The sequence below is a fragment of the Vibrio sp. 1F169 genome (assembly GCF_041439605.1).
Classification (GTDB): Bacteria; Pseudomonadota; Gammaproteobacteria; order Enterobacterales; family Vibrionaceae; genus Vibrio; species Vibrio tasmaniensis_A.
Genome location: NZ_JBGOOI010000005.1, coordinates 21,854 through 46,671, shown reverse-complemented (window position 1 = coordinate 46,671; position 24,818 = coordinate 21,854). Strand labels below are relative to the sequence as shown.

Annotated in this window: 25 protein-coding genes; 12 read left to right on the top strand and 13 right to left on the bottom strand. The window is 43.9% G+C overall.

All coding sequences use genetic code 11. The features are described from left to right. Positions 1-148: 148 nt before the first annotated feature. Positions 149-988: an AraC family transcriptional regulator gene (locus ACED53_RS03490; RefSeq protein WP_017100731.1), complete on the bottom strand. Its 840-nt coding sequence runs from the start codon at positions 986-988 to the stop codon at positions 149-151. A gap of 110 nt (positions 989-1,098) precedes the next feature. Between ACED53_RS03490 and ACED53_RS03485 the strand changes: the two genes are divergently transcribed. Together ACED53_RS03485 and ACED53_RS03480 are read left to right on the top strand one after the other, a co-directional pair. Beyond that, positions 1,099-1,575 (top strand): YHS domain-containing (seleno)protein, encoded by a 477-nt coding sequence (locus tag ACED53_RS03485; protein WP_017100730.1) that lies wholly within the window; start codon positions 1,099-1,101, stop codon positions 1,573-1,575. A gap of 238 nt (positions 1,576-1,813) precedes the next feature. Then, a complete protein-coding gene (locus ACED53_RS03480) occupies positions 1,814-2,449 on the top strand; it encodes an START domain-containing protein (RefSeq protein WP_009846116.1) in 636 nt (211 codons plus the stop codon). A 58-nt stretch (positions 2,450-2,507) separates the two neighbouring features. Here the strand turns inward: ACED53_RS03480 and ACED53_RS03475 are convergent, their stop codons facing one another. The 4 genes from ACED53_RS03475 to ACED53_RS03460 form a co-directional block, all read right to left on the bottom strand. Then, positions 2,508-3,038 carry a DNA mismatch repair protein gene (locus ACED53_RS03475; RefSeq protein WP_102579996.1) on the bottom strand — a complete coding sequence of 177 codons (531 nt, stop codon included), beginning with the start codon at positions 3,036-3,038 and terminating at the stop codon, positions 2,508-2,510. An 8-nt stretch (positions 3,039-3,046) separates the two neighbouring features. Then, positions 3,047-3,433, bottom strand: a complete 387-nt coding sequence (locus ACED53_RS03470) for an MAPEG family protein (RefSeq protein WP_009846114.1) — start codon at positions 3,431-3,433, stop codon at positions 3,047-3,049. Between the two features lie 666 nt (positions 3,434-4,099). Next, positions 4,100-4,567: a YjiG family protein gene (locus ACED53_RS03465; RefSeq protein ID WP_004737023.1), complete on the bottom strand. Its 468-nt coding sequence runs from the start codon at positions 4,565-4,567 to the stop codon at positions 4,100-4,102. After that, positions 4,567-5,304: a nucleoside recognition domain-containing protein gene (locus ACED53_RS03460; protein WP_009846112.1), complete on the bottom strand. Its 738-nt coding sequence runs from the start codon at positions 5,302-5,304 to the stop codon at positions 4,567-4,569. Before ACED53_RS03460 ends, ACED53_RS03465 begins: the two co-directional genes overlap by 1 nt. 437 nt (positions 5,305-5,741) lie before the next feature. Here ACED53_RS03460 and nhaD point away from each other — a divergent pair, with 437 nt between their 5' ends. Continuing rightward, positions 5,742-7,181: a sodium:proton antiporter NhaD gene (nhaD, locus tag ACED53_RS03455; protein WP_017100727.1), complete on the top strand. Its 1,440-nt coding sequence runs from the start codon at positions 5,742-5,744 to the stop codon at positions 7,179-7,181. A 1-nt stretch (position 7,182) separates the two neighbouring features. Here nhaD and ACED53_RS03450 read toward each other — a convergent pair whose 3' ends face one another. The 3 genes from ACED53_RS03450 to ACED53_RS03440 form a co-directional block, all read right to left on the bottom strand. Further along, positions 7,183-7,566: a hypothetical protein gene (locus ACED53_RS03450; protein ID WP_012601209.1), complete on the bottom strand. Its 384-nt coding sequence runs from the start codon at positions 7,564-7,566 to the stop codon at positions 7,183-7,185. A 198-nt stretch (positions 7,567-7,764) separates the two neighbouring features. Then, entirely contained in the window at positions 7,765-8,247 is a 483-nt protein-coding gene (locus ACED53_RS03445; RefSeq protein ID WP_017100726.1) for a methylated-DNA--[protein]-cysteine S-methyltransferase, read from the bottom strand. Between the two features lie 25 nt (positions 8,248-8,272). Next, a complete protein-coding gene (locus tag ACED53_RS03440) occupies positions 8,273-9,721 on the bottom strand; it encodes an AlkA N-terminal domain-containing protein (protein WP_017100725.1) in 1,449 nt (482 codons plus the stop codon). A 236-nt stretch (positions 9,722-9,957) separates the two neighbouring features. On the opposite strand from ACED53_RS03440, the gene ACED53_RS03435 reads away from it, so the two are divergent. Beyond that, on the top strand, positions 9,958-10,161 hold the full coding sequence (locus ACED53_RS03435) for a hypothetical protein (RefSeq protein WP_012601212.1): 204 nt from the start codon (positions 9,958-9,960) through the stop codon (positions 10,159-10,161). Positions 10,162-10,372: 211 nt separating this feature from the next. On the opposite strand, the gene ACED53_RS03430 is transcribed toward ACED53_RS03435, so the two are convergent. Continuing rightward, positions 10,373-11,263, bottom strand: a complete 891-nt coding sequence (locus ACED53_RS03430; RefSeq protein ID WP_029225450.1) for a LysR family transcriptional regulator — start codon at positions 11,261-11,263, stop codon at positions 10,373-10,375. 156 nt (positions 11,264-11,419) lie between these two features. Between ACED53_RS03430 and ACED53_RS03425 the strand changes: the two genes are divergently transcribed. From ACED53_RS03425 to ACED53_RS03410, 4 genes are all read left to right on the top strand, one after another. After that, complete coding sequence (locus ACED53_RS03425) at positions 11,420-11,773, top strand: DUF413 domain-containing protein (RefSeq protein ID WP_017097795.1); 354 nt, start codon at positions 11,420-11,422, stop codon at positions 11,771-11,773. Positions 11,774-12,314: 541 nt separating this feature from the next. Beyond that, positions 12,315-13,115 (top strand): glucosamine-6-phosphate deaminase, encoded by an 801-nt coding sequence (gene nagB, locus ACED53_RS03420; protein ID WP_009846106.1) that lies wholly within the window; start codon positions 12,315-12,317, stop codon positions 13,113-13,115. A gap of 103 nt (positions 13,116-13,218) precedes the next feature. After that, complete coding sequence (locus tag ACED53_RS03415; protein WP_009846105.1) at positions 13,219-13,494, top strand: hypothetical protein; 276 nt, start codon at positions 13,219-13,221, stop codon at positions 13,492-13,494. Between the two features lie 32 nt (positions 13,495-13,526). Next, positions 13,527-13,943: a hypothetical protein gene (locus ACED53_RS03410; RefSeq protein ID WP_009846104.1), complete on the top strand. Its 417-nt coding sequence runs from the start codon at positions 13,527-13,529 to the stop codon at positions 13,941-13,943. A gap of 32 nt (positions 13,944-13,975) precedes the next feature. Here ACED53_RS03410 and ACED53_RS03405 read toward each other — a convergent pair whose 3' ends face one another. The 3 genes from ACED53_RS03405 to ACED53_RS03395 all read right to left on the bottom strand — a co-directional run bounded on the left by ACED53_RS03405 (position 13,976) and on the right by ACED53_RS03395 (position 17,795). Next, on the bottom strand, positions 13,976-14,512 hold the full coding sequence (locus ACED53_RS03405) for an MltR family transcriptional regulator (protein ID WP_017100724.1): 537 nt from the start codon (positions 14,510-14,512) through the stop codon (positions 13,976-13,978). A 50-nt stretch (positions 14,513-14,562) separates the two neighbouring features. After that, entirely contained in the window at positions 14,563-15,711 is a 1,149-nt protein-coding gene (locus ACED53_RS03400; RefSeq protein WP_017100723.1) for a mannitol-1-phosphate 5-dehydrogenase, read from the bottom strand. A 191-nt stretch (positions 15,712-15,902) separates the two neighbouring features. Then, positions 15,903-17,795 carry a PTS mannitol transporter subunit IICBA gene (locus ACED53_RS03395; protein ID WP_017100722.1) on the bottom strand — a complete coding sequence of 631 codons (1,893 nt, stop codon included), beginning with the start codon at positions 17,793-17,795 and terminating at the stop codon, positions 15,903-15,905. A 565-nt stretch (positions 17,796-18,360) separates the two neighbouring features. Between ACED53_RS03395 and ACED53_RS03390 the strand changes: the two genes are divergently transcribed. The 4 genes from ACED53_RS03390 to norW all read left to right on the top strand — a co-directional run bounded on the left by ACED53_RS03390 (position 18,361) and on the right by norW (position 23,439). After that, on the top strand, positions 18,361-19,227 hold the full coding sequence (locus ACED53_RS03390; RefSeq protein ID WP_009846100.1) for a hypothetical protein: 867 nt from the start codon (positions 18,361-18,363) through the stop codon (positions 19,225-19,227). 324 nt (positions 19,228-19,551) lie between these two features. Next, positions 19,552-20,208 (top strand): NAD(P)H-dependent oxidoreductase, encoded by a 657-nt coding sequence (locus tag ACED53_RS03385; protein ID WP_017100720.1) that lies wholly within the window; start codon positions 19,552-19,554, stop codon positions 20,206-20,208. A 554-nt stretch (positions 20,209-20,762) separates the two neighbouring features. After that, positions 20,763-22,268 carry an anaerobic nitric oxide reductase flavorubredoxin gene (gene norV / locus ACED53_RS03380; protein WP_017100717.1) on the top strand — a complete coding sequence of 502 codons (1,506 nt, stop codon included), beginning with the start codon at positions 20,763-20,765 and terminating at the stop codon, positions 22,266-22,268. Position 22,269: 1 nt separating this feature from the next. Next, positions 22,270-23,439 (top strand): NADH:flavorubredoxin reductase NorW, encoded by a 1,170-nt coding sequence (gene norW / locus ACED53_RS03375; RefSeq protein WP_017100716.1) that lies wholly within the window; start codon positions 22,270-22,272, stop codon positions 23,437-23,439. A 109-nt stretch (positions 23,440-23,548) separates the two neighbouring features. On the opposite strand, the gene gltS is transcribed toward norW, so the two are convergent. After that, complete coding sequence (gene gltS / locus ACED53_RS03370) at positions 23,549-24,775, bottom strand: sodium/glutamate symporter (RefSeq protein ID WP_017100715.1); 1,227 nt, start codon at positions 24,773-24,775, stop codon at positions 23,549-23,551. Positions 24,776-24,818 lie beyond the last annotated feature (43 nt).

Below are 24,818 nucleotides of genomic sequence, written 5' to 3'. Positions count from 1 at the left end.
GCCAACGACGTATTACAGGCCTAGTGACCCCCCTCAGTCTGTAATTTGCCCCGATGTAACATTCTTTTCTGCAATGAGGTTCGCCTTGCCAGTGAAAGCACTAACTCGCTTTCACTGGCAACTTTAAACTTCAAGATCCCTTTCCCTCTTATGCGTTACTCTCTTTTAACCACTGACGTGGCGACACACCCGATACATGCTGAAATGCGCGTGAGAAACCTGAATAACTGTTGTAACCGACTTCATCGGCAACCCAGTTGATGGGCTTATTTTGCAGTAACAGAGATTGAGCAACGGACACACGCCACTTTTGCACGTAATCTCCCGGCGTTTCACCCACCTCACGCTTGAACGCTTCTATAAACTGAGTTCGAGACATCGCGGCCAATGACGCCATTTCTGCAACCGAAAAGTGACGAGCAGGCAACCGGTGAATAGCCGTCACCACAGCAGCAAGCCTTGGGTGTGCAAGAGCAGAGAAAACGCCGCTATCGATTTTTTGCTGTTCAATGAGATGACGAAAAATCAACGCCATCAACGCATCACTCAACTTGTCCATTAGGTATTGCTGCCCTGACGATTGTTGTCCTGAAAATGCTTGCCCCGACTCTCGAAACAGCACCTCAATCACAGGCATTAAGTTCGGTGCATCTTCAAACGGAATCACTATCATGTCGGGCAGAGCCGATAATAAAGGATTCATCTGCCCTGAACGATACTCCACGTTCGCACACACAAGCTCAGCACCTTCTCCCACACCTTCAATTACATGTGGTGTGCTATTCGGCAGATAAATAATACAGGGCTGAGAAAGCTGCCTGCATTCCATATGAGCACCAGATAAGGTCAACTCGCCCGCTCTCAATACGTGAAGGTGCCCTTCTTTGCCTTGTTGCGCGTTAAATGACGACACCCCACACAGGTTTCCAGAATAGAAAACGCCAGTGCGTATCGAGAAGTGTTCCATTAATTGTGACAGCAGATCCATGCACTCTCCGAACGATTCGCTTAGTTTTTAGTTCTTTTGTCCCTTTATAGACCGGACAAGTGGGCTAAATTACTTCAAACAAAATAACCAACACTGACAAGGAACTTGATATGTCACACATGAAATCGACCAGTCAAAAAATCACTCTATTGGCCGCGTTACTAGGAACCAGCTTTTCGTTAATGGCAGCAGACCTTGATATGAGTGTCGACAACAATGACCTCGCCATTAAAGGTTATGACCCTGTCGCTTACTTTGCCAATGAGGGGCCAGTTAAAGGCACATCTGAATTCACAGCGACTTATAAGAATGCGATTTATAACTTTGTGAGCAGTGAAAACCGAGATGAATTCCGATCTAACCCATCGGCTTATGCACCTCAATATGGTGGCTATTGTGCCTTTGGTGTGGCAATGGGTAAGAAATTTGAAACGGACCCACTAGCTTGGAAAGTAGAAGGTGGGAAGCTGTACTTGAACTTAGATAAGTCAGTTCAAAAGCGTTGGCTGGAGAATACGCAAGAATTCATCCAAGACGCCAACAGCAATTGGACCACTATAAAAACCGTGGATGCCTACAAGCTTTAAGTTCTAGGTTCTAGCCTTCAACGTTTATCCATTGCCCACTAACAAAACGGAAGCGACCGAACGCTTCCGTTTTTATTTTCACGGCTCAAATACAAATAAGCAGCCAATTATTGATAACACCAAGATAAACAGCGATGTAACGCTCAAATCAGAGAGAAATCAGTGCGATTTCAGCACGAATCAAAACCATTTTTATTCTATACTCCTAAAGATAAGCTTTTCTTTTCATGGAAGAATAATGATATTACCTAGGATTTTAGCAATCGGACTCTATGCTTTATCAACACTGACTTACGCTGCTCCATGGCAGTTCGTGAAAAGTGAAGATGGCATCATCATTGATAAGAGACCTCACACTGAAGGCTTGGTAGAAATACGAGCACAAATGCAAACGCCCACCACTTATTCTGGTTTTTTGCTGTTATTGGAAGACAGCGCGAACGTGCCAAACTGGATAGATAACGTATCGGAAAGTCGTGTTTTGATGCAGATATCTGAGGATGAAAATATCGTCTATACCCAGTTCAAAGCGCCTTGGCCTGCCAGAGACCGCGATATGGTGACCTACTCAAAATACAGCGTCGAGGATGGGCAGTTTGTCTTGTCGATCAAGGATGCGTCTGATTATTTGGCGAAAGAGTCGGGGTACATTCGAATTTATGATGTAGATGCCTTATGGACTCTGCAACCGCTCACCAATGGTAATACCTATATCACCTATACCGCTTACGCGAACGCAGGTGGCATCCTGCCAAATTGGTTAATGAACAAATTATCGATTGATAGTGCACTGAGCACGTTTAAAGGGCTAAAAGAACAATTACAGAAGTACCAAGGCCAGCAGCACCCTAACCTGCCAAGTGAGTCTCGCTAGCGATACCAGTCGATGGGTAGATAACTAGGTAGCTAAGTAAGTGGTAGATAAATAGATACTAAGGCCTTCTAGCGAGGTCGCGAGCTAAGATAAGTGCTAAACCAAACACCTGAAGAAACAGGGCAATATTCTTGTAGAAAGCCATTTTTTCATCGAGCCTTTGGATTAATTCAACCAAGGTCAGATTATCCAAATAGTAGTCATCAATTCGTGCTCGTTGGGCTTCTTGAGCACTGTTTATCAGCATCATAAGCTTGGGTAAATTAGCCAACGAGATGGCTGGCACCTCCTCACTCACCCAACTCCGGAGTTGGCCGCGCAGCGCTTCATCGAGGATGGTGGCAGGTTGAGCGGTTTCTGTTGAGGGTTTATCTAGGTGGATCAGAATGGCTTCACGCTTGCGCTCTAAGGTTTCGATCGTATTCCAGGCCAGTTGTATTGAGTACACATTACCGTATTTACGATCGTTGTATTCCGATTTTTCCGCTTCAATTTTGTCGAGCACCAAGCTCGACATGACAATAGCCATGATGTTGAGTATTAACCCCGCAAGGACAATCGCCCAAGCAGGGGGAAGGTGCAATGCCATAATGCTCCCTAGAACATTTTATCAAAAGGTAGGTAAGCTAAGTTTAGGACAATCAAAGAGATCATGCAGATAAGCGTTAACACCATGCCCACTTTTCTACCCTTTAAGTTTTTTGCCAGAATACCTTTTGCATGAATCACACGCCCCAGAATAAATGCAACACCAATGGCATGAATAAGCCACACACTGGCACCATTCATCTCCAAAAAGCCCATCAAAATAACCGTAATTGGGATGTAATCCATTGCATTACTTTGTGCGGAGCGTGCTATCTGTAGCGACTCAACACCGCCATCTGCATGAGCAACCAGATTGATTCGTCTTTGCTTAATGACTTCTATCGCCAACCAAATCATTACGACCGTCAGCAAGGCTGCGTAAAGTGCTGTAACCATTATATTTTCCTATTACTTTGAGTTTGTTGAGCGTATTTCGCTCACCTATCGACGGATGAGTTCGACAACGAATGATATTCGCGCCCGAACATTTGTAAGAGATCTCTCACACCGAACGTAAGAGATCACAGTCAAGCTTCGCAGAAAAAAGAAAAATTACAAACCCAACCCCTTGTTTTATATGAATCCACGCATATTTATTTTAGTTAGCGAGGATATTTATTTCCTAAGGCTAATTGCGAATAAAGCCTCCAAAGTGTTTAATACTCATGTCGACAGGGAGTTGGCAGGAACAGGAAAAAGCCTAACGGATTAGGTATCTTCAGGATGAAGATTTGATGGCTTAGGATGAGTGATCAGCAAGGAAGTTTTACTCTAGGATAGAGTCACTTGTCAGGATGATGAGTTAGCATGGACACCGCTAGGAAGGCGATGGATTGGATAGGTTAAAGGATTTAGCCAAATCAAGGAACGATGCAAGGAGCATACGTGACCTTATTAAAAAATAAGTAACAACGTCAGTAGCAGGATGGCTACGAAAAAGAATAAACCCCGTTTGGTGAAAGCCAAACGGGGTTTCTTTTTTCAACATCGAAAAGCTATTAGTAACTGATCGTTCAAATAGTAGCTAACCGTTCAAATAGTAGCTAACCGTTCAAAGCCACGTTACAAAATAATGTTCATCAAAAACATAGCACCAAACGCATTCAATACTGAAATCGCGATCATCACAGGGATATAACGACCTTCAGTACCAATTGGTCCCATGATGCGTCCCATATATTGCACCTGAGAACCCATCAAGTAGATAGCTGGCGCCAAGATAGCAATATGGTTGCCGTTCAGAATGCCTTGGTCAAATAGCGTGATAACCACACCGACTGCACCACCCATCGACATCCACGCGCCAATCAATACTGCTGCCGCTTCGCCCGGTAAACCAAATACCGCCATGATAGGTGCAAACACACTACCCATCAGATCCAGTGCACCAGTAATCTGCAACGCCTTAATAATCACAAACGCCATCAGAACATTAGGTACTGTAGAGGTTGTCGCAATAACCCAGCCTTTCTTAGCACCTTCAACGAAAATATCAGTAACCATTGGTTTCTTTGCTTTAACTTCGCTCATTATGCTACTTCCTCTTCCAGTTTTTGTTCTTTGTCTGATTTTGTTTTGTCTTCTTTACCTTCAGTAATATTGAGGTAAAGGCGGAATAAGTTCGCACCAACAAACTTGAAGATAAACATCACCGCAACAGCAAGACCTATTGACGATGTCACTGCCAAAGAACCATCCATCGCCGTTAGAGTGAACAACACCGCACCTGAAGAGAAAAAATTAACGATCGCCGCACCCGCAGTAAACTGGAACATGGTGAACACATCGGTTTCACGCTTAGTCAAATGCCCTTCATCTTTGAGCTGACGTGTCATCGCAGCACCCGCATCGGTACTTTGCAGAGAAGCAATCAGTGCCAAGCCTGAGTTGCCCGGAATGCCCATTAAAGGACGAAGTAGTGGAGTTAGTAGTTTACGAGCCGCGTCCAGTGCACCGTAGTGCTCAAGTACGTTGATCATACCCAGTGCAAACATCACGGTCGGAATAAGTGTCAATGCAAAAATGAAACCGTCGCGCGCACCACTACCGCCTTTACCACGCAGTGACGTCGTTGCCGCTTGGATACCATCAGCCGACTCACTCACATCGTAAGCGACCTTACCAAATGAACCGTTGAGCGTCGTAAAATCGAGCACTCCATACCATTCATTGGACTGCATTAAGCCTGAAAAGAACACAATCGCGAACGCGAGTGCGATATAGCTGCCGATCGTGACTTTACGATCGGTTTTGGTTGGATTAGTCATAAGGACCTCTATACATCTCGTTTATGTGGAACAGAACACATATAGATAGTGCAAACTAATGAGCAAAAGGTTAATGACCAAAATCAAATAGTGCATCGGTTTAAATAAAAGAACCAAAGCAACATATAAAACTGTGATTCAAATTTTAAAGTAGAGGTATACGCTAAAAAATTAGAATATTTCTCATACAAAACTAAACAAACCTAGCTTCAACACCGCAATCAAAAACGCACATAATCGCCACAATAATCGCCACAATAATCAGGCTTCGAATAGAAAGTTCAAAAAAATCTTTCATCGTGATCTCACGTTTTCACCCAATCTACTGTTTTCTATATAATCTATTGAATTATTAAGATATCTATCACACTGAACAGGGTTATTTAGGTCTACGCTTTTACCCGTGTTAATAACTTATTAACTTCGGAGCGTAATCCATGTTAGGTATCCAGCTTTCTGCTGTTCTCTCTTTATTATTTTTTTCTACGGTAGTAGGCGCTGCCACTTCTCAGTTGGGAGAGCCGCTCAAACTAACCAGTTCATTTGCTGGCTACCTATCGCTGACCATTTTCGTTGTCGCCTACATCGTGGTGATGATGGAAGAATACCTAAAACTCCGAAAATCCAAGCCAGTTCTACTTGCAGCGGGCCTAATCTGGATAATCATTGGTTTTACCTACCAAGAACACAACCTTGTTGAAGTCGCCAAACAAGCGCTCGAACACAACCTGCTGGAATATGCCGAGCTATTACTCTTTCTACTCGTCGCCATGACATACATTAGCGCCATGGAAGAGAGGAGACTGTTTGATGCGCTGCAAGCGTGGATGGTAGGCAAAGGCTTTAACTTTCGCTCTTTGTTCTGGATAACCGGTATTCTGGCCTTCTTTATCTCACCGATCGCAGACAACCTCACGACAGCTCTATTGATGTGCGCTGTGGTTCTTAAAGTGGCAGGTTCTAATCCTAAATTCGTCAACCTAGCCTGCGTGAATATCGTGATAGCCGCCAATGCTGGCGGTGCATTCAGTCCATTCGGAGACATCACAACGCTCATGGTGTGGCAGGCTGGTTATGTGAGTTTTAGTGAGTTCATTCCTTTGTTTATTCCTTCGGTGATGAATTACCTCGTCCCTGCGTTGATCATGTCTTACTTTGTACCCACCACTCAGCCCGACACAGTCCATCAACACGTTGAATTAAAACGTGGTGCGAGGCGTATCGTATTCTTGTTTATTATGACAATAGCGACCGCTGTTGCTTTCCATGCCGTACTCCACTTCCCTCCAGTAATGGGTATGATGATGGGGCTCGCCTATCTGCAGTTCTTTGGCTATTACTTACGCAAGACTTTGCCCAACTCACTCGCCAAGAAAAAGGCAGTGGCGATCGCCAATAACGATGAAGGCGCCCTGAAGCGACTCGGTTCTGTTGTGCCGTTCGATGTATTTCGAAGAGTTTCTCATGCCGAATGGGACACGCTTTTGTTCTTCTACGGCGTGGTAATGTGTGTCGGTGGCTTGAGTCTACTTGGTTACTTGGAATTAGCTTCGGGCGTGATGTATAGCCAGTGGGATCCAATTTGGGCCAACGTCATGGTGGGGATCTTATCGGCTATTGTCGATAACATTCCGGTCATGTTTGCGGTGTTATCCATGGAGCCACAAATGTCGATGGGCAACTGGCTACTGATCACCCTAACCGCAGGCGTTGGCGGCAGCTTATTGTCTATTGGTAGTGCCGCTGGTGTGGCATTAATGGGGGCAGCACATGGTAAGTACACCTTCTTTGGCCATTTGAAATGGATGCCAGTAATCATGATTGGTTATGGGGTCAGTATCGCCGCTCACCTATGGCTGAACGGTGATATGTTCTAGTCTAAGGCATATCAACTAAAGGCGTATCAACGCGTGTCCAGACGTTGCTTAACTGCACAGCTGGACACTGGTTACAAGTTAACACCGCTCCTTCTTGTTGAATTCGCATCATCAACCCAGAATCCACTCGGCTATTTCCTGAATTCAACTCGATGTTAATCAAATCATTTTCAATACGATAAGTTCTAGTGACCGTGTTACCGATTGTTTGATAGGTCATTTGTCCTGACTCAAAAAGTAGATAGCTGTTATCGTCCGCGTTCTCATACATCCCTTTGAACAAAACAAGCTGCGGTACTTCAAAGGGGCGACTAGTATCAGTTAAACAACCGGTCAGCAATAACACACTAGTGAAAGCTATTATCAGAAAATGATGGTTATTCATTTGGGCATCCTTGCCTAAAAAACATGGCTAAATAATATGCAACCAAATCATTATTTTCCAGAAAGTAGCGAATTTATTGCAAAGTCACGTTTTTATTGCAGAATCACGCTTGAGGCCTCTTAATATTCCTCCTGAGTCGTACAAACCTTCAACCTTAACCGACAGAACAGAGTTTCAAGTCGCTAGCTAAGTAGCTTTCTAAGTTTGTTTTCTTCCCTCAATCACTAACAAGCGTTGTTTACGTTCTACGCCACCCGCATAACCCGTCAGCTTTCCATTTTTACCTATCACACGATGACACGGCACAATCACAGACACCGGATTTTTGCCATTCGCCAAACCCACTGCACGCACCGCTTTTGGGTTACCAATTGCATCGGCCAATTGTGCATAGCTCCATGTTTCTCCATAAGGAATGGCAGTAAGAGCCTGCCAAACCGACTGCTGAAACGGAGTGCCCTTGGCTGCGATCGGCACAGAAAACTGGATAGCTTCTCCAGCAAAATAACGATTGAGCTGTTTGATAGCCAACGCGAAGATCGGAAAGCTATCATCTTGAACACCTAACTGTTCAGGCTTGGTCGTGTGAGTTTCAAACCAAAGGCCGAGTAGCCCTTCATCGTTCGCCTGTAACGTCACGGTGCCCAGAGGGCTCTCGTAGTAAGTAAAACGGTTAGCCATGATATCTCCTAGCTTGGTATTCCGATTAAGATTTATTCCAACAATGGAATGTGGCGTAGCTTCCCCAAGGTGAAACGCTCTCTGCATTAATAGCAGGGCGATGCTCAATGAACTTCTTCACCACCAAATCGCCTACTAGCAAATGGTTAGGTTCACTGAGCCCGCGCAGCAGCGCATATTGGATCGTCCAAGGCCCAATGCCTTTGAGGTCAATCCACTTAGAAGGATGCTCGGATTCGTTGTCGACCATGTATTGGGAAAAACGCTTTAAGGTTTCCTTACGACTTCCCGGCATCCTTAGAAAGCTCACATCAGCATCAGCTATTTGTTTAGGTGTAGGGAAATACGCTTTCTCTGATGCATCAGCTATTTGTTGTAAGTCAGAGCACTCTTGTGAATTAGCCTGCTCTTGTAAATCAGAAACCTGATATGAACCAGAGAGCTCTCGCACCAACAAGTTAAGCTGACCAATGGCCGCTGTTACCGAGACTTGCTGCCCGAGAATCGCTCTTACCCCAGCTTCCCAAGCGCTCCACACACCAGGTATGCGGATGCCACTCTTGGCCACCAAGTTAGGGTCAATGGTTGTAAAAAATGCCTCGACCTGGGCAATATCGACATCAAGGTCGAATATGCGTCGAATGTTAGCAATCAAGCTTCTTAATTGACTTATATCGTCCAACTCAAATTCAATATCCAAGCGGTTTTCTTTGGCTAAAGTCGCCTTGAACCAACCCTTTGAGCCGTTCACATTTACCGTGCGCTTATAATAATCTTCGCCAACGTCCTCTACGCCTTCAATCATTCTTCGTCGATAGAAATCCAGCAAATGCTTCCAGTCCAATGGTCCGTGAAAGCCTAGCTGAATATGATTGCGCAGATTATCACTGAGCTTTGTTCGCCGAATTTGGCTTGGCGAGAGCTGCAGCTCCTTTAGAAAAGCATCATTGAAACGACGCGTGCTATTAAAACCACTCGCAAAGCCAACATCGGTAATGCTCATGCTACTGGTGTGCAGCAACTGCTTGGCAAACATCAATTGGCTATAAAGGCTATATTGCTTTGGTGACACGCCGATGTAATTATCGAATAAGGTTCGTAAATATCGGTCTGAAATACCTAATCGAGTGGCAAGGTCGACGATTGACCCTGAGTTCAGCGCACCATTATCAATCAACTGCATCGCACGTAAGAAAGTGGTTTCAACCCCTTTCCACGCAGGAGAAAAAGGCGCGCTGTCTGGACGACAACGTAAACAAGGGCGATAACCCGCTTTCAAAGCCTGAGCTTGATGAGAAAAATACTCGACATTTTCTTCTTTGGGCGGGCTTGCTGGGCAAATCGGACGACAAAAAATTCCGGTTGTTTTTACCGCCGTAAAAAACATCCCATCAAAGCGAGCATCTCGCGCGTATCGAGCTAAATGACACTGCTCACTCGTTAACGTACTGTTGTGATGAATATTTCTCGACATGCTGTGCTCTTCCCATTTGCCATAATTTTTACTCCGATACCTAAAAGTTTACCGTGAACTGTCATTGTCGCTAGCCATTTTCGGAACTGAAGGTTAGATAAATCACAAAAAAGGGTTTTCTTTTTACGCAATTCGACTAAATTTAACCTTGAGAAGAAACTCTTCTCACAACGTCAACGATAGGTACTCAGCACACTAAGATGCAGAGACCTGTCGAATATAAAAAGGAAAAGGCTATGGTTCTTCACACGTGTCGTATTGTTTTATCAAACCAACAGGTTCTCACCAGTCAATCAGTCGAGCAGTCTCTCAGCTTTCTTGAAGACGAAGCGGATAAGGGGATTTCTAAGATTGAGATTGACGCAACGGATGGCAATCAAATCCATTCTTACATGTCACACTCTCTTGAAGAGTCTATCGAGAATCTAATGAATCTCTAGAATTTTCGAAGAATAGTGCTTTGAAGTGATAGGGCTTTTAAAAAAGGTTACGCATACCAGGCTTAAACGATATTTATGGAATTAGAAACGATCTCTAGTTACGAAAAGAAATACATTTCTGGTGTAAAAACAAAAATGGCTCCCAACTATATAACTAGTTAGGAGCCATTTTTATTTAATCAACAAAGCATATTGGTTACAGAAACAGCTGTTACTCTGGTGTTTGTTCAGCGGCTTGTTGCAACGTGTAGGCAGTCGATGGGTCAATTTCATTAACCAACTTCTCAACCTGAATGATCGCATCAACCGAAGTACTGCTTTTACGGTAGCTCAGGTAAATTGGGCGATACCAGTCTTCAACCCCTTTGACCTTGTGCAATTGACCCGACTCGATAAAAGGTTCAACCATAGAAACAGGTAAATACGCACTGCCACCTTTCTCTAAAATAAAATCGAGCGCAATACGTGCAGTAGAGGTACGTAAATACGGCGCGGGCACTTTTGGGTGACGCTCGGCATGTTCAGAACCGAAGCGCGTTCCCCAATCGACATAAACGTATTTATGTTGGAATACAGATTCCAGATCATCTTGTTGTGTTGATACCAACACCAAAACCAAATCAGCGACTTTTTTACAGTTCAGCTCTTCCGCTTTGATCTGATCAAAAGCGAAAGCCATATCTAAGGTTCGTTCTAACAAATTACGGTTCAGTTGCTCGCGCCCCATCACCTCGGCCATAAAGCCGTAGCCACCGAAAGAGTCGGTCACCACACTTAAGCAGTTTTGTAGATACGCATCCCAGATATTCGGTGTGCCACCCAGTGTTAACTGCAACGCTTTTCCACTTTCTAACGACAGCTCAAATTTGGCTTGTTGTAAGGTGGATACCATCACTTCAGCATAACCAATCAAACGCTCACCGGAAGAGGTAAGCTTGATGTTATTGCGGTCACGAATGAAGAGCTGAGTATCAAAATAGCCTTCAAGCTGTTTGATCCGCGCACTCACCGCTGCTTGTGTTAAATACAAGTTTTCAGCTGCACGCCCAAAGTGGCGCACCCTTGCAACCTCAAGAAAGGTTCTAAATACTTTCACATCCATCAAAAATACATCTCTGTAATAAATCTGCTAACTAGCCGATCTAGGATTGTTTATCGTAAAGGCAAAAACGTTTTGTTTCCTATTTTAGCCTTTTAACAATATTTTCGCGTGAGCAATAAACACTAATTTCTATCTAACCACATTACTGAGGCTGATATGTCTGAGACCGAATTCCGACACGGAAAAAAACGTTTTTATGACACCATTAAATTCCCACGAGGGTTTGCTAAGTCGGGTGATTTTACTCTTTCAGAAGAGGAAATCCTAACCTTGTTTGGTGACACTATGCTTGCACTTGAGACTGGCGAACTTTCGCCAAGCAACTCAGAAGAAAAACACTTCATCAAAGTGTTGTCTCACCCTCATAAGGCGAAGTCCAAGTTAGAGCGTGTTTGGTTGAAGTACATTCAACTGGCTCGTGGACGCCGTCGCTTTCATACCCTAAACGGCTGCAAACGCAGCGAAGTTTCTCGGGAAGAATACGAAAGAGAGTTAGTGTTAGAAGATTAGTAAAACAGCTCAAAGTGATACCTCATCACTTTGAGCTTTTTTTGGGTTCATCTCGGATTAGCGGGAACTTAAAATAAACTCGCATCTTCTTCGTAATTAATAAGTTTAGCCAACCTGTCCAGTTTTACCAATATTTATATACAATTCATAGTGATACCTTTGAATAATCACTATTCTTAAATATACCCAATGATAATTCACGCCTGTCGGCGAAACTTCCTTATTTTTTGTACGGCAGTGCCACATAGCCACCATACTTTGATCGTATTTTCATTGCCCCCTTACCCTTCATCCAATAAAGTTTGTTGATCCTTCAGCCCCTGAATCAAATCCATCCGACGATATATGACAAACGTATTAATCTTGTTTAACGCCACCAAATATCCATACAATAATTGTGCAATTTTGAGAATTCCAATCACAGATATGATCAAAAAGGCAAAAACTTGACCTAAAACAATAGCGGAATCTGATAACTTATTTTATAATGCGAATTAATGTTTCAGAACACTATAATATTTAATTTCTAGGGGCAAAATCAATGAGACTTATTCCATTAAGCAACAAAGCAAAAGTAGGTAAATGGGCTGCTCGTCATATCGCAGATTCGATCAACAAATTCGCTCCAACTGCTGAGCGTCCATTTGTACTAGGTCTTCCTACTGGTAGCACACCTCTAACTACTTACGCTGAGCTAATTGAACTTTACAAAGCTGGCGAAGTAAGCTTCAAGCACGTTGTAACATTCAACATGGATGAGTACGTTGGTATCGACCCTAACCACCCAGAGTCTTACCGCACATTCATGCACGAGAACTTTTTCAACCACGTTGATATCCAAGCAGAAAACATCAACCTGCTAGACGGCAAAGCTGAAGACATCGATGCTCACTGTGCAGCATACGAAGAGAAAATCCGTTCATACGGAAAAATCAACCTGTTCATGGGCGGCGTAGGCATCGACGGTCACATCGCATTCAATGAGCCAGGTTCTTCTCTATCTTCACGCACTCGTATCAAAACGTTGACTGAAGACACTCGTATCGCGAACTCTCGTTTCTTCGATGGCGACATCAACCAAGTTCCTAAATACGCACTAACTATCGGTGTTGCTACTCTTCTAGATTCTGAAGAAGTAATGATCCTTTCTCTAGGCCACAACAAAGCGCAAGCGCTTCAAATGGCTATCGAAGGTTCTGTAAACCACATGTGGACTGTTACCGCTCTACAGATGCACCGTAAAGCTATCATCGTTGCTGATGAGCCAGCTCAACAAGAGCTAAAAGTTAAGACTCTTCGCTACTTCCAAGAGCTAGAAGCTGAGAACATTCAAGACCTATAATTTGATGTAGATCTTGATTGTAGAATTAAAACCACTTCTTCTATCGGAAGTGGTTTTTTTTTTATGTCACAATCGCTATCAACTAAAAAATATGGAAATAGACATGTTGTTGAATGAAATTGTCGAGGTCATCGAACTGACTGACAGTGATCACCTCTCAGAGGCATTAGAAGAGTTTAATCTACATAACGTAGTTCACTCTAACCACCTTCCTTTTTTAAATATTGTCTACGATAACGCCAAGCCACACTTGCTAAAAAAACTGTGCAGCATTGGCTTTAAAGGACAAATTCAATGTGAAAAATTGATAAGCGGTGACTATATTATTTTCAATGCAGACACCTATACGCCCGAACAAGCTAGCTCAAAATTCAGGTAAAACAGACTTCAATTTATTAGGAACTGACTTAAATGACAGACACAACTAACCTAAGCAATGAACAACTATCTCTACTTGGAAAAGCTCTGCTTTCAGTACAAAGATTGGAAAACTCACTCTACCAGTCGATTAGAGCACTTTGTAAACAAAACAGTTCTAGTGATACCCAAGCCATTGAAAACCTGACTTCAGAGCAGTTTCTGAAAGGCACTATCACAGAGCTAAAGCCAGTTATACAACAGTTATATGATGTGTTTGGGGAGACCCTTGCGCTTTCATCAGCAGAGTTAAATGAGTTCCTATACAAAAGAAACCTAGTCTCACTGAGTTTTTGGCAGGTAACGACAACAAGTGTAAAAGGAAATGAGAAACTTGCGAACCCAACACAATTTTTGCAAGAGCTCATCGATCAGTGTGATCTGTGGTTGACAAAAGTAGATCATAAATAGCACCGAGCTTACTTTCACTACCTAGAGATAGCTTAAGAGGTCAGCACATTCTCTTTCGCTAACTGCTGATGTATATCATTAACCGCTAGCACTATCGTAGAGCGCACTTTTTGAAAGTGACGCTCTAAAAACATCCGCTTCATATCATCAGACATGCCTTCGACCAACTCCGGGTCATAGTCGATTGGCATCATTTTTTGAATAGCATTGATACGATTAAGTTCAAAAACGACATCTTGGTCCCAGAAATTTACCTGACCTTCTTGAATATTTACCCACTCTTTTAGAGTAACGAAAACTTCAATATCGTCATACACCTCTTTACTGATCACGCCTAGCCCTAACAATAGTTTTGTTCGAACAAGAATTTCGCCTAAAGGGCCATCAGTGGTAAGGAGAGGGTCAACAACAAATTTTACTGCGTAGTCATCTTTATAGAAGATACTTTTCAACAAAGCGTCCAGCATGTCTTCTAAGACATCGTAGGCGCACAACAGGCACTCCGCAGCATTAGCTGATTCGGCTAGTTCTTCAAGTAAATCTGATTCGTGTGTTGTATGTATGGGCATGGTTGCTCTAAAAGAATAAAGTGCCACTGGTGTGGCACTTTGATGGTTTATCATTTCAATGCTAGATAAGCTTCTTCCGCTAGTTTAACAACTTCTGAGTCACTATTCAGCTCAGAATAATGCGCTAATGTCTCAGCAAAGCCTTTTTCTGCGAACATTGCTTGAAGTTCAACCGCTTGAGGGTCGTCTTCGTTCTTGTAATGGAACGCAGCAGCGATTGCTTTTACTAGGTGAGCATTCGGTAGGCCGTACTCTAATGTACCGTTTAGAGGCTTAACTAGGCGGTCTTGCGGGCTCAGTTTACGAATTGGCTGACGACCAACGCGGTCTACTTCATCACGTAGGAACGGGTTAGCAAAACGACCTAGAATCTTTTGGATGTAGGCAGCGTGTGCTTCTGGATCAAAGCCGTAACGCTTAATCAGAACCGCACCACTCTCTTCCATCGTCGCTGTTACTTCAGCGCGGATTACGTCGTCTTCGATAGAATCTTTAATAGTCTCATGACCGGCAAGCACACCAAGGTATGCCGTTACTAAGTGACCTGTGTTTAGCGTGAACAGTTTACGCTCAACGAAAGCCATTAGGTTGTCAGTGCATTCCATACCTGGGATATTTGGAATCTCACCTTTGAATTGTGTTTGGTCTACGATCCACTCGCTGAACGTTTCAACCGTTACCGCTAGAGGGTCTGTTTCGCCCGCTTCTGCCGGTGGAACAATACGGTCAACCGCTGAATCAACAAAGCCAATGTGCTCTTCAGTGAACGCTTTCATTTCATCAGAAAGGTGATCTAACACGGCTGCTTTTAATTGGCTAGTACCGCGAACCATGTTCTCTGCCGCGATGATGTTCATTGGCGCAGTGTTGTTTGCAGCTGCACGCTTTTCAATGCCTTGAGCGATAGACTTAGAGATGATTTTAAGAACCGTAGGGCCCACTGCTGTCGTCACAAGATCAGACTCAGCAATGCAATCTACTACTGCGCTTGTCGCTGAGTTTACTGCTGACACGTTCTTAACAACTTCGACAACACACTCTTCGCCAACAATCTTAACTGGGTATTCTTGGCGTTCAATTAACGCATTTACAACCGTTTCATTTACGTCAGCAAACGTAACCTTCATACCAGCATCAGAAAGAAGCTTACCAATGAAACCACGACCGATATTACCTGCACCAAAATGTAACGCTTTCATAATTTTGACCTTATAATTATTTGAATCTAAATAGCTAACCACTCAAACACATGCCGCTTTCAATCACGTCCTAGGCATTAAGCAGTGACCTATTCAGATCGAACCTTTATCTACAGATAAAGATTGAGACCGGAAATGAGGCCAGTAGGGGGATACTGGCCTCCTTCACTCAGGAGCTTGACTAGAGCTTGTTAGTTTCCGTTGAGAATACGTAGAACATCAGCAGGGTTTGTTGTGTTCTGTAGGCATTCCACAGCGTCTTCATCATCGAGTGAATTGGTAATAGCCATCAGCACCATGTTGTGCTCATCGCCTTGTGCGGCAATACCGATAACCATCTTCGCGATATCATCTTCATCTTCGCCCCATTGAATACCTTGAGGGTACTGACAGAAAACAATGCCGGTTTTTTGTACGTACTGTTTCGCTTCGATTGTGCCGTGTGGTACTGCGATAGACTCACCTAGGTAAGTAGACACAAGCTCTTCACGAGCAAACATGCCGTCTACATATTCTGGTGATACGTTGCCAAGTTTTACTAATTGTTCGCCAGCAAACTTGATTGCGTCTTCTTTCTGAGTCGCTTTAAGGCCAAGGAAGATGCTGTCATTAGTCAGTGCAAGCTTGTTGCCTTCTTGAGCTGGTGCTGCCGTAGGAGCCGGATCTTCTACCTTCGCTTCACCACTTTGTGCTTCAACAAGTTCTGCTACTAGGTTGTCGTATACTGCGCCATCTAAGAAATTGTTCAGAGACATGTGCATTGCACCAGGAATGGTTTTACGTGCACGGTCTGTTAAATCTTTATGCGTAATAACAATTTGTGAATCAGCTGGTAAGTTGTTGATTGCGTAGTTAGTTACCGTGATATTTAGGCCCGCTGCCTCAACTTTCTTACGAAGTAGACCTGCACCCATTGCACTTGAACCCATACCCGCATCACACGCTACGTATACTGCTTTCACGTCAGCTAGGTTGATATCTGCCCCCATTGCTGCACCTTTAGAAGACGCTTTCATGTCTTTCATTTGTGCTGAAGCTTTCTCTAGTGAATCTTCCTCATCATCTTGCGCTGATGTTTTAAGAAGGATTGACGCTACAACAAACGATACTGCCGTTGCTGCGATAACCGATAGAATCACGCCGATGTAAGAGCCTTTTGGCGTCATCAGTAAGACTGCGAAGATAGAACCTGGTGATGCTGGAGAAATAAGGCCAGAATCGAACATTACGTTAGTGAATACACCAGCCATACCACCTGCGATTACCGCAAGAATTAGACGTGGGTTCATTAGAACGTAAGGGAAGTAAATTTCGTGGATACCACCTAAAAAGTGGATGATAGATGCACCAGCCGCAGATTGCTTTGCGCTACCTTTACCAAACACCATGTAAGCCAGTAGAAGACCAAAACCAGGACCTGGATTTGCTTCGATTAGGAAGAAGATTGAGCGACCAATCTCTTCAGATTGCTGGATACCTAGTGGAGAGAAGATACCGTGGTTGATTGCGTTATTTAGGAATAAAATTTTCGCAGGTTCAACAAAGATAGATGCTAGAGGTAGTGCACCCGCTTCCACCATTGCGTTTACGCCAGCAGCAAGTCCGCCAGACAGAATCTTAACCGCAGGACCAATCACGATGAACGCGATGATCGCACAGATCATGCCGATGATACCCGCAGAGAAGTTGTTCACTAGCATTTCGAAACCACTCTTCACTTTACCGTGAACAGCTTCATCGAACTTCTTAATTGCGATACCACCTAGTGGACCTACAATCATTGCACCCATGAACATTGGGATATCAGTACCAACGATAACACCCATTGTCGTGATGGCACCCACTACCGCACCGCGGTCACCACCAACCATTTTACCACCAGTGTAACCAATCAACAGTGGCAATAGGTATGTAATCATAGGGCCAACCATTGATGCTAACGTTTCGTTAGGCCACCAACCGGTTGGGATGAATAGTGCAGTAATGAAACCCCACGCAATGAATGCGCCGATGTTTGGCATTACCATATTGGATAAGAAACGACCAAAGTTTTGAACCTTAATCTTTGCTTCTGGTGATAACATAGGTAGAACCCCGTAATGTATTGGTTGGTCAAATGACCGAAAGTGTGTACTCAAAAGTCGATTAAAATGTATCACAACATTTTCAAAATGCACCTCAGCCCAATTTTAGTGACAGCCATCACACGCAAAAAACACTTTCGGGTTAATGAGTACACCTTGGATCACAAAAACACTATGAATTTAAATTACAAAGCCAAGTTAATGAGAGTGAATATCATTAACACAAGATACACGTCACACTTTATTTTGTAATACTTAAAAATAAATGGTGACACAAATCACACCTAATAAAATATAGCATCTAAGATCCATATAAGCCGTATAAAAGAACATCGTATTACGAATGATAAATATGCACCAAGATGAGAAAAAAACCTAAAGCTGTAATTTAATTACAAGTTAGACCGCATTTTGCTTAACATTCAAAATGAGAGCGAATACTCACTAAAAACATGGACCAGTGAACTGCAGTTAGTATCAACAGTTGTGTTATTGTATTTCCCTATTCTATACAACAGCCCCTCAACATTAATCAGCAGTTCTACTGCTAATTGAGAAACAGACTATGCCAGACAAGATTTCCACATCAGCACTAGCCAAACAAAAAGGGATAGAAGCGAAGGCTCTATTCAGTGATTTGAAAACAGCTGGCTATATCGTGCGTTCACAGGAGCGTTGGGTACTCACAGAACGAGGCGAAAGCTTTGGTGGGGAGTATGTCGAACACAAGAAGTTTGGTGTCTTTATTGTCTGGCCAGAAAAACTACTCATCGACCTAGATTCTTTCTCTGGAAAAACGCTAACGGCAACTCAACTAGGCAGTGCCTTTCAACTTAGCGCAAAAAAAATTAACCTGTTGCTCAGCGAGCTTGGTTGGATAACACGTGAAGAAGATGGTTGGCATGTCACCTCAACAGGCTTAAAAGCAGGCGGTGAGCAAAGGGAAGATAAAGCGACTCAAAACCTATTTGTGGTATGGCACGATTCGTTGGTTCGCAATAAACGTTTGAAGCAGTCTGTTGTCGAATTTCTAGGGCATGATGCTGAAAGCCACTCTACCGATGTCTCGTTTTCTAGCTTTCGTCAGAAATTTGAGGCGAAACACCGAACCTTAGACGGACATTATGTACGTTCAAAGGGAGAGCTGATCATCGATAACTGGCTTTATATGGCGGGAGTGGTTCATGCCTATGAACGTCCGCTCCCGATATCAAAAGAAGTAATGAGCGATTTCTACCTGCCAAGCGGCAAGGTATACATTCAATTCTGGGGAACAGATTCAGGCCCTATAGAAGAAGACAAACGAAATGCGACCAAGAAAGTTTACCAAGAGCACGGTTTTAGCTTGATTGAACTTAACCCTGAAGATATCCCAAACCTCGACAGTGTACTTCCCTCTTTATTACGCCAATATGGAATCAAAGCGTACTAACTGGCTGATTTTCGAAAACCAACACACATCCAGATCACACTAATCAAATCATTATGGACATTATTAACCATAGTGATTTGATGTGTTCGCTATTTTTCCCAAGCCAATCTTCTATTATCTTACACCCATCGACTTGAGCTACCGCAGATACTCGATTTATTGGGGCATGTTCGATAGCCATTTAAGCGTTCAGCCTTTTAGAGGCTGACTGTTCTAGAAACGACTTCTATAGAGATATAGCCTAAATGCGTTATCCGTTTATTGTTGACGTTACCGAACATAAAACCCTACAACATTTATTATTGATAGATATTAGGATTCAACATGACTCATCCAATCATTTCAGATCTAAACACTCGCTACACAGCTAAAAAATACGATGCAGAAAAGCGCATCTCTGCGGAAGACATGGAAGTAATCAAAGAAGCACTTCGTTTGTCAGCTTCTTCTATCAACTCTCAGCCTTGGAAATTCATCATCATTGAGAGTGACGCAGCAAAACAACGCTTCCACAATACTTTCGAGAACATGTTCCAGTTTAACCAACCGCATGCGAAAGAAGCGTCACATACGATCCTGTTTGCTCACGATCCTAAGTACACTAAAGAGAAATTCGCAAAGCGTGCTGACACAGAAGTAAGCTCTGGTCACCTACCCGCTGAAATGTACGAGCAGTTCTTAGGGGCTTACGCATTCGCAGAAATGAACACAGACGAAACAGGTTTCAACGGTAACTGGACTAAGTCTCAGGTGTACATCGCACTAGGTAACACAATGCACACACTGGCTCGTCTTGGTATTGCTTCAACACCGATGGAAGGCGTAGATGCCGCTATGATCAGTGAAGAGTTTGCTGACGAACTAGACGGTCACGTTGTTGATGTAGCGCTAGCAATCGGCTACCACAAAGACGGCGAAGACTATAACCACGGTAAACCCAAAGCACGTCTAGCTCTTGATGAAATCGTGACGACGCTTTAACGCGTTAATTAAGATGACAAATGAATCAACAGCTATAACACGTTAAACAGTTACAACGCTTAACTGCTACAACACTTTAATTTTTAAAACGCTTTTTCGTTTTACAAAATATAGTTTCAACAGCACTTCAGACTGTTAAATTACACTGCCTTGTTTTGGCCAGACACTCGTCTGGCCTTTTTCATGTCTGTATTTCTCATCCATCCTTTCTATCTCAGCTTTAGCCATTCAAGTCGCTTTTTAGACCACCAATACCTAATCAATCCACGTGTTCTAATTCGCCAAGCGCAGGAGTTACGCTATAATCCCCTTTATTGAAACATGTTCCTCACCCTGCTCTTTCTGAGCAAACATCATTAATTTTCTTGCCAAACCGCTATCAATCCAAAAAGTCATAAAGACACTTAGGATTCATTTTAACCACAAAATGCATCGCGTCAAAATGACTCTTCAAATAACAAAAGACCAAACAAACACATTAAAAACAGACACTTAAAAACATGGCACAACTAGTGCAATGATGACCTTAGATATTTAAATAAGGTATTATCATTATGACTATTCACGTTAAATCAAATGTTCACTGGGTTGGCGTCCACGATTGGGAAACAGAACACTTCCATGGTAAGGAATACCACATGAACAAAGGTACCAGTTATAACTCGTACCTGATTCGTGAAGAGAAAACGGTGCTTGTTGATACCGTTGATCATCGCTTTACTGAACAATTCCTTGCAAACCTTGAGATGGAAATCGACATCAATGAGATCGACTACATCATTTGTCAGCATGCTGAAGAAGACCACTCAGGTGCCCTTTCAGCACTATTAGCCAAAATTCCAAACACACCCGTCTACTGCACAGAAGCTGGCGTTAACTCGATTGTTGGCCATCACCATCAGCCTGACTGGAACTTCCGAACCGTTAAAACAGGCGACACGCTCGATGTCGGTAACGGTAAGCAACTCATCTTTGTTGAGATGAAAATGCTGCACTGGCCAGACTCGATGGCAACATACCTCACAGGTGACGAGATCCTGTTCAGTAACGATGCGTTCGGTCAGCACTACTGTGATGAAAACCTATTCAACGATCAGCTAGACCAAGTAGAGCTGCACGATCAATGTCTGCGTTACTTCTCGAACATCCTCACACCTTTCGCACCTTTAGTGAAAGCGAAAATAGAAGAAGTATTGAGCTTAGGTGTGCCTATCGATGTTATCGCCACCTCTCATGGCTGTATTTGGCGCGACAACGCGACGCAAATTGTTGAGCAATACTACAAGTGGTCTAAAGCCTACAAAGAAGATCGTATCACGATTGTCTACGACACCATGTCGAACAACACTCGCATGATGGCTGACGCAATCGCAAAAGGTATCCGTAAAGGCAGCCCAGAAACGGCAATCAAAGTCTTTAATATCTCTAAGCACGATAAGAATGACATCCTTGCCAATATCTTCCGTTCAAAAGGGGTTCTAGTCGGCTCATCGACCATGAACAATGTGATGATGCCGCAAATCGCAGCGCTACTAGAAGAAATACACGGACTGCGCTTTGCTGGTAAAAGAGCCGCAGCATTTGGCTCTTCAGGTTGGACAGGTGGCGCAGTAAAACGTATCGACGCTCGTTTACATGAAGCTAACTTCGAAGTCAGTGCGCCACAACACATCCATTGGAAACCAGACACAGACGCTCTTCGCCAATGTATCGATTACGGCATGACACTGGCCGAGGTTTGGCGTGTAGAAGCAGATGAAGTGAGCACACCGAAACAAGTATCACGTCATGTCACACCGCTTGAAGCTACACCAGCACCGGCAAACACCACTACCGAGCTCAAAGATACGACAGAGCAGAAGCCAGAAGAAGCGCAAGATAAGCCAGTACACAGTGCAGACTGCACTTGCTGGCGTTGCACAGTGTGTGAATGGGTGTACGACCCACAATTGGGCGAACCCTACCAAGGCGTCGAACCTGGAACTCCTTGGGCGCAAGTACCTGATGATTTCCTTTGCCCTGAATGCCATTTAGGCAAAGAAGTGTTTGTGGAGAAGTAGCATGTCGAACATTGTTATTGTGGGTGGCGGTTTCGCTGCCCTACAAACCATCAAGATGGTACGTAAGCTTGACCAAGATATCGCGATTATTATGATCACCGCCGATGCCGGGGTTGAGTACAGTAAGCCGAACCTTTCCCACGCGTTCAGTCAGGAACAAACGCCGGAAACACTGGCAGTACATAACGCTCAACAATTGGCAGAGCAGTACAACGTGGTCATCAAAACCAAAGCACTTGTGAGCGAGATAGATACTGAGCAGCAGTGTATTCATGTTGATGGCCAATCTATCCACTATTCAAAGTTGGTATTAGCGACGGGCGCGACGCCTTTTATACCACCAGCGGAAGGGCTTAAACGCAGCGCAACCATTACGTTAAATAGTTTGGAAGAGTTCGATAAACACAAAGCTCAGATCGATGGCGCTCAACGCATCACCGTGATTGGTGGAGGCTTGATCGGCGTTGAGCTCGCCTTCGACCTTCAAACCGCAGGTAAAGATGTCACGATCATCGAACCCGCGAGTTACTTGCTAAATAACTTGGTGCCGCCTTTCGTTTCACTTGAGTTGGAAAGGGAGCTGGCAAAAGCAGGGGTTACCGTCGAAACCGATTCTGCAGTATGTCGCGCAACTTATCTCCCTGATGGAGTGAGGTTGCAAACCACGTCTTCTCGATTGATACGAACCGATATCGTGATTGCCGCAGCAGGGTTAAGGCCAAATACGGCTTTAGCCACGCAAGCGGGAATAGACATCAACAGAGGCATTGTGGTCGATGACACCCTGAAAACCAGCGCCAACAATGTGTATGCGATTGGTGATTGCGCTGAAATTGAAGGTCGTGTGATGGCTTATCTGCAGCCAGCAATCTTGTCGGCAAACGTGTTGGCGAAGCAGCTGACTATGGATACAGGAGAGGTCAAAGTGGGTGAAGTAAAGCTCAGCTTGCCTCATATGATCACCAAGGTGAAAACACCGAGTTACCCGATTCAGCTGGCAGGGCGCGATATTCACACAGCTCAGAGCTGGGAAACTCGATTCGATCCTAAAGGCATTGTCGCTAAGGGCTTTAATGAAGATAACCAGTTGGTTGGATTCATTGTCACGGGAGAACACACCAAAGCGGCGTTCCCTCTGCTTAAAGAGTTACAAGCAAGCTCACCCGCATAAGCTCAATAATATACGTTGAATAAAATAAGCGGTGTTCGCTAAAACAAAAAAAGCCAGTCAATCGACTGGCTTTCTTGTATCTGCATACTTCGTTATTGGTGCGTTCGCACTATCCAATAAACGAGATGTAACCTTGTAGGATAATCAGGTTAACGATATCGATAAAGAAGGCACCAACAATTGGCACAACCATGAAGGCTTGTGGCGACGGACCGAATCGGTTCACCAAAGAACCCATGTTCATTACCGCTGTTGGGGTTGCACCTAGGCCAAAACCACAATGACCACCCGCCATAACCGCTGCATCATAGTTAGAACCCATTACTTTGAACGTCACAAAGTAAGAGAAGATACCTAACACCACAGCCTGAACTGCAAGGATAGCCAAGAACGGAATCGCAAGGTCAAAGATATTCCAAAGCTTAAGGCTCATTAGCGCCATCGCTAAGAACAGTGACAATGACACCGTACCAAGAATATCAACCGTTTCGCTGTCCGTCTTATGCAGTTTAGTCACTTCAAACACGTTAGTGATGAACACACCGATAAACAACGCGTAAACGAAGTCAGGAATCATCAACCAAGAAATTTCAAAAGTCGCCACCCACTGCTCTAGGTACTTCGCACCCGTGATACAAATAAGAAGGATGAACAACACTTCAATCACCTTCTTCGCCGTCACTTTATCTTCTTCATACTCGTTGTAAGTAACAAGTTCAGGGAAGCGTTCGTGCGTTTGCGTGCCAGTGCCGTACTCAGATTCAAGCTGGTTTTTATCAATCAGCTTTTGCGCCACTGGGCTACCGATAATACCACCGATGATCAAACCAAAGGTCGCAGAAGCCATTGCGATTTCTAACGTATTTGCAATGCCAAACGTGTCTGCAAAAGTTTGAGACCAAGCCGCGCCTGTACCGTGCCCACCCGAAAGGGTGATAGAGCCAGCAATCAAACCCATCAAGGGCTCAAGGCCTAGTGTCGTTGCTAAGGTTACGCCTACACCGTTTTGGATAATGATGTAAACCGAAGCCACCCCTAAGAATAGGAATACCTTGGCACCACCTTTCATCAGCTGTGTGTAGTTAGCTGCAAGGCCGACCGTTGCAAAGAACATCAACATAAATGTGTTCTGCAAGGGCAAAGAAAACTCAAGATCAAGGCCGTTAAAGTGCAGGGCTGTAATAGCAAAAGCGACAATCAAGCCGCCGACAATGGGCTCTGGGATATTGTACTTTTTGAGAACAGGAAGCTTTGCATTGACGAAATGACCTAGAAACAAAACACTAATCGCGATTAGGAAGGATTCTAGTGGTCCAATTGAAATTAATTGATTCATATAACCTCTATTTTTTTACGTTCTCATCTTCCTTAACGAGTCT

Bases quoted from the DNA above. Each gene is read 5' to 3' on its own strand.
- norV (WP_017100717.1), top strand. From the start codon at position 20,763: ATGACTATTCACGTTAAATCAAATGTTCACTGGGTTGGCGTCCACGAT.
- gltS (WP_017100715.1), bottom strand. From the start codon at position 24,775: ATGAATCAATTAATTTCAATTGGACCACTAGAATCCTTCCTAATCGCG.
- ACED53_RS03460 (WP_009846112.1), bottom strand. From the start codon at position 5,304: ATGACTAATCCAACCAAAACCGATCGTAAAGTCACGATCGGCAGCTAT.
- nhaD (WP_017100727.1), top strand. From the start codon at position 5,742: ATGTTAGGTATCCAGCTTTCTGCTGTTCTCTCTTTATTATTTTTTTCT.
- ACED53_RS03450 (WP_012601209.1), bottom strand. From the start codon at position 7,566: ATGAATAACCATCATTTTCTGATAATAGCTTTCACTAGTGTGTTATTG.
- ACED53_RS03430 (WP_029225450.1), bottom strand. From the start codon at position 11,263: ATGGATGTGAAAGTATTTAGAACCTTTCTTGAGGTTGCAAGGGTGCGC.
- ACED53_RS03415 (WP_009846105.1), top strand. From the start codon at position 13,219: ATGTTGTTGAATGAAATTGTCGAGGTCATCGAACTGACTGACAGTGAT.
- nagB (WP_009846106.1), top strand. From the start codon at position 12,315: ATGAGACTTATTCCATTAAGCAACAAAGCAAAAGTAGGTAAATGGGCT.
- ACED53_RS03470 (WP_009846114.1), bottom strand. From the start codon at position 3,433: ATGGTTACAGCACTTTACGCAGCCTTGCTGACGGTCGTAATGATTTGG.
- ACED53_RS03440 (WP_017100725.1), bottom strand. From the start codon at position 9,721: ATGTCGAGAAATATTCATCACAACAGTACGTTAACGAGTGAGCAGTGT.
- ACED53_RS03480 (WP_009846116.1), top strand. From the start codon at position 1,814: ATGATATTACCTAGGATTTTAGCAATCGGACTCTATGCTTTATCAACA.
- norW (WP_017100716.1), top strand. From the start codon at position 22,270: ATGTCGAACATTGTTATTGTGGGTGGCGGTTTCGCTGCCCTACAAACC.
- ACED53_RS03490 (WP_017100731.1), bottom strand. From the start codon at position 988: ATGGATCTGCTGTCACAATTAATGGAACACTTCTCGATACGCACTGGC.
- ACED53_RS03425 (WP_017097795.1), top strand. From the start codon at position 11,420: ATGTCTGAGACCGAATTCCGACACGGAAAAAAACGTTTTTATGACACC.
- ACED53_RS03445 (WP_017100726.1), bottom strand. From the start codon at position 8,247: ATGGCTAACCGTTTTACTTACTACGAGAGCCCTCTGGGCACCGTGACG.
- ACED53_RS03475 (WP_102579996.1), bottom strand. From the start codon at position 3,038: ATGGCATTGCACCTTCCCCCTGCTTGGGCGATTGTCCTTGCGGGGTTA.
- ACED53_RS03435 (WP_012601212.1), top strand. From the start codon at position 9,958: ATGGTTCTTCACACGTGTCGTATTGTTTTATCAAACCAACAGGTTCTC.
- ACED53_RS03465 (WP_004737023.1), bottom strand. From the start codon at position 4,567: ATGAGCGAAGTTAAAGCAAAGAAACCAATGGTTACTGATATTTTCGTT.
- ACED53_RS03400 (WP_017100723.1), bottom strand. From the start codon at position 15,711: ATGAAAGCGTTACATTTTGGTGCAGGTAATATCGGTCGTGGTTTCATT.
- ACED53_RS03390 (WP_009846100.1), top strand. From the start codon at position 18,361: ATGCCAGACAAGATTTCCACATCAGCACTAGCCAAACAAAAAGGGATA.
- ACED53_RS03485 (WP_017100730.1), top strand. From the start codon at position 1,099: ATGTCACACATGAAATCGACCAGTCAAAAAATCACTCTATTGGCCGCG.
- ACED53_RS03395 (WP_017100722.1), bottom strand. From the start codon at position 17,795: ATGTTATCACCAGAAGCAAAGATTAAGGTTCAAAACTTTGGTCGTTTC.
- ACED53_RS03410 (WP_009846104.1), top strand. From the start codon at position 13,527: ATGACAGACACAACTAACCTAAGCAATGAACAACTATCTCTACTTGGA.
- ACED53_RS03405 (WP_017100724.1), bottom strand. From the start codon at position 14,512: ATGCCCATACATACAACACACGAATCAGATTTACTTGAAGAACTAGCC.
- ACED53_RS03385 (WP_017100720.1), top strand. From the start codon at position 19,552: ATGACTCATCCAATCATTTCAGATCTAAACACTCGCTACACAGCTAAA.